This is a genomic window from Bifidobacterium saguini DSM 23967 (assembly GCF_000741715.1).
Taxonomy (GTDB): Bacteria; Actinomycetota; Actinomycetes; order Actinomycetales; family Bifidobacteriaceae; genus Bifidobacterium; species Bifidobacterium saguini.
The window spans coordinates 1-3,060 of the sequence record NZ_JGZN01000023.1; the positions used below are offsets into that span (position 1 = coordinate 1).

Annotated in this window: 2 protein-coding genes and 1 pseudogene; all 3 read right to left on the reverse strand. The window is 51.6% G+C overall.

The genetic code is table 11. The features are described from left to right. On the reverse strand, positions 1–1,120 hold a 1,120-nt coding region (locus tag BISA_RS11600; RefSeq protein ID WP_033892144.1), incomplete at its 3' end, for an ATP-binding protein. 144 nt (positions 1,121–1,264) lie between these two features. Continuing rightward, entirely contained in the window at positions 1,265–2,602 is a 1,338-nt protein-coding gene (locus BISA_RS11605) for an ATP-binding protein (protein ID WP_033892145.1), read from the reverse strand. Between the two features lie 212 nt (positions 2,603–2,814). Further along, a pseudogene (locus tag BISA_RS13155) lies at positions 2,815–3,060 on the reverse strand (ATP-binding protein); the annotation flags it as partial.

Here is a 3,060-nt window from a genome sequence, read left to right on the forward strand (position 1 = left end):
TCGGCCAGTTGTCTCGCACGGCATCAAACACGCCGAACTCACGGTCCACCGTCTGCTGTGAACCAAGCAAGTACGTGACCTGATAGTAGGAAACCGTGTCACCGCGTCTGGCGATGAAGTCTATTTCCTTATCCCCCACTTTGCCCACGTGCACGTCATAGCCGCGCCGCTTCAACTCCATGTACACGATGCCTTCCAGCACCTGATCGATGGCATTGGCGTTGCTCAGGCCAACGGCATGGCGCAAACCCTGATCGACCACGTAATATTTCTCGTTAATTTTCAGCGTGCGTTTGCCGATGGAATCCTCGCGGGGCGCACGGTAGATAAGGAACGCTTTGCCTGCGGCATTAAGATAATTGGCGATAGTTTCAGGCGATACTTTGCGCTGCTCGCTTTTCATGTATGCGGCAATATTGGCGGCAGTAATCAGATGCCCTTCCTCGCCGATAACATACCGGATGACGCGCTCCAAGGCATCACTATCGCGAATGCCGGCATGACGCACCACGTCTTTGAACAAGATCGTGGAGAACAGGTCATCGAGGTAGCGCAGAGAAGCGGTTTCATCGAATGCCAGATCGGTTTGGAATGGGAAACCGCCCTGATTCACATATCTGCGGAACGCCGTGCGCGCATCGATGGGGCCTACGGTTTGGCGGTAGGCATCAAGGAATTCTGCGAAGGAGAATGGGTATACGTCGATGGCTATATACCGGCCGGTGATATAGGTGGCAAGGTCGCTGGAAAGCATGCGCGCATTGGAGCCGGTGAGGTAGATATCGGCATCATAATCGACCATGAAGGAGCGCACGGCCTTTTCCCAATGATCGACTTCTTGGATTTCATCGAGGAAGAGCCGAATCTTGCCGGTCACGTTTGCCATCTGCTTGCTGACATACTGGGTGAGCGCATCGGCATCAGTGATATTCGCGTATTGGCTTGATTCAAAGTTGATGTGCAGCATGGATTGCTCGGAGACACCTTCGCCAAGCAATTTCCGGCGAATAAGTTGCAGCAATGTTGATTTTCCGGAACGCCGTGCGCCCACCAGTACTTTGATGATGTTCTTGCCGATGAACGGCCGAATCTGATCCATGTAACCAGGTCGCTCAATCATGGCAAGCTCCTCCCCTAGCGTGCTTAAGAATAAGATATACCTGATTCTCAAACCAAGAACCGTATGAGAATCGATTATAATCGATTCTCATACATAATTGACCGATAAAAAGCAGATATAACTGATTCTTATGCCAAATGACTCTCAGAATCCTTCGGGAATCTGGTTTGCCGGATCGTTCCATGCCGCGAAATACTCACCAACTGCCCATAACGGCACATTGGTGAGCCAATCCTGCTCACGATATCCTTTCATTGACGAGCGATATCCATGCAAGCCTGTGTCTGCGCACAACAGACGCAGGCTTTTTGCGTGAACATTCTCCTCAGCCTTGACTTCCAATGGAGCCGGCTGCCCGTTATATTGCAGGATGAAATCCACTTCCGCGGTTCCACGGGTTGCCGTCCAATAATACGGAGCGTGGCCGGTTGCCGTAAGCTGTTGGCACACATACTGTTCGGTCATTGCACCCTTGTATTCCTCGAACACCTTATTGGACAATAAAACATCGCGAGCGGATACGTTCATGGCGGCCCCGAGCAACCCGATGTCATGCATGTACAGCTTAAAAGCCGAAAGATCCTCATAATCACGCAATGGCAGTTGCGGCTTATTGATGCGGTATACGCGGTGAGCCAATCCCGAATCGACGATGAATTGTATTGCGGTTTCATACTGGGTTCGTCGCGCACCAGATGCGATATGCCCGAAGACGAATTTATGATTCTCGCGCCCTAGCTGCGAGGGAATGGAACGATATGCGAGGCGCACACGCTCCACATCAATCTCAGGAACATCACCCTTGTGTTTGGAGAAATCCTTGTCATAGTCCGACAGCAGCGACTGTTGCACACGACGGGCCGCTTGATAGTCGTTGTCACCATCAAGAAATTCGCTGACTGCCTGAGGCATGCCACCAACGAAATAATACTGGCGCAGCAGTCGCTCAAGCCTGTCAGCGAACAGCTCCGCTCTGTTGAAATCCAGCGCATGCACTATCTCGGCTAATTCTTCCTGGCCAGCCGCTTCAAGAAACTCCATGAACGTCAATGGATACATGTCTATGGAGTCGATTTTCCCAACCGGGAATGAATGACCCGCATGGTACGACAGTCCTAGATACGAACCAGCTGCTGTGATGTGCTGCTCGGGAGTGTCTTCAGCAAACGCTTTCATCAGGGTAAGTGCTGCTGGGACCTCCTGTATTTCATCAATGACGACTAACGTATGGCCGGGTACGATTTTGGTGCCGGTAAGCACCCCGATATTCTCCAGCACTTGCTTCGCGTTATACCCGGACTCAAACACCGCATGCGTGTGCTCATCCATAAGATTGAGGTATGCGCAAGAATCATATTGCGTACGTCCCAACTCTTTCAGCACATAGGTTTTCCCCACCTGCCTGGCACCGCACAGCACCAGCGGACGACGATGCCGAGACTGCCGCCATGCTTCCAGCGTGGTCATGATATTGCGTTTCATAAGACCTCCATCGTCCGGCACAGGAGCTTCGGCAAATACGCTTCTGCAGGCGTACTACTAAAGCGAGTATAGCCTTGCCGTGCATCGCCGATGCAAAAATCATGACGAACTTTCACCCAGTTCGTGCAAAAGTCTGGACGAATAAACTGCCTTTTCGTGCAAAAATCATGACGAACGGTCGGCATACAGCTCTATGACTGTCACATTATCGTTCAATCCTTGGCGAGCAGCCAATCGATAATGTTTATGCCACGTATGCCGTTGTGCGTTTGCGGGAATTCATCCATACTGAGCACGTACTTCGGCCAGTTGTCTCGCACGGCATCAAACACGCCGAACTCACGGTCCACCGTCTGCTGTGAACCAAGCAAGTACGTGACCTGATAGTAGGAAACCGTGTCACCGCGTCTGGCGATGAAGTCTATTTCCTTATCCCCACTTTGCCACGTGCACGTCAT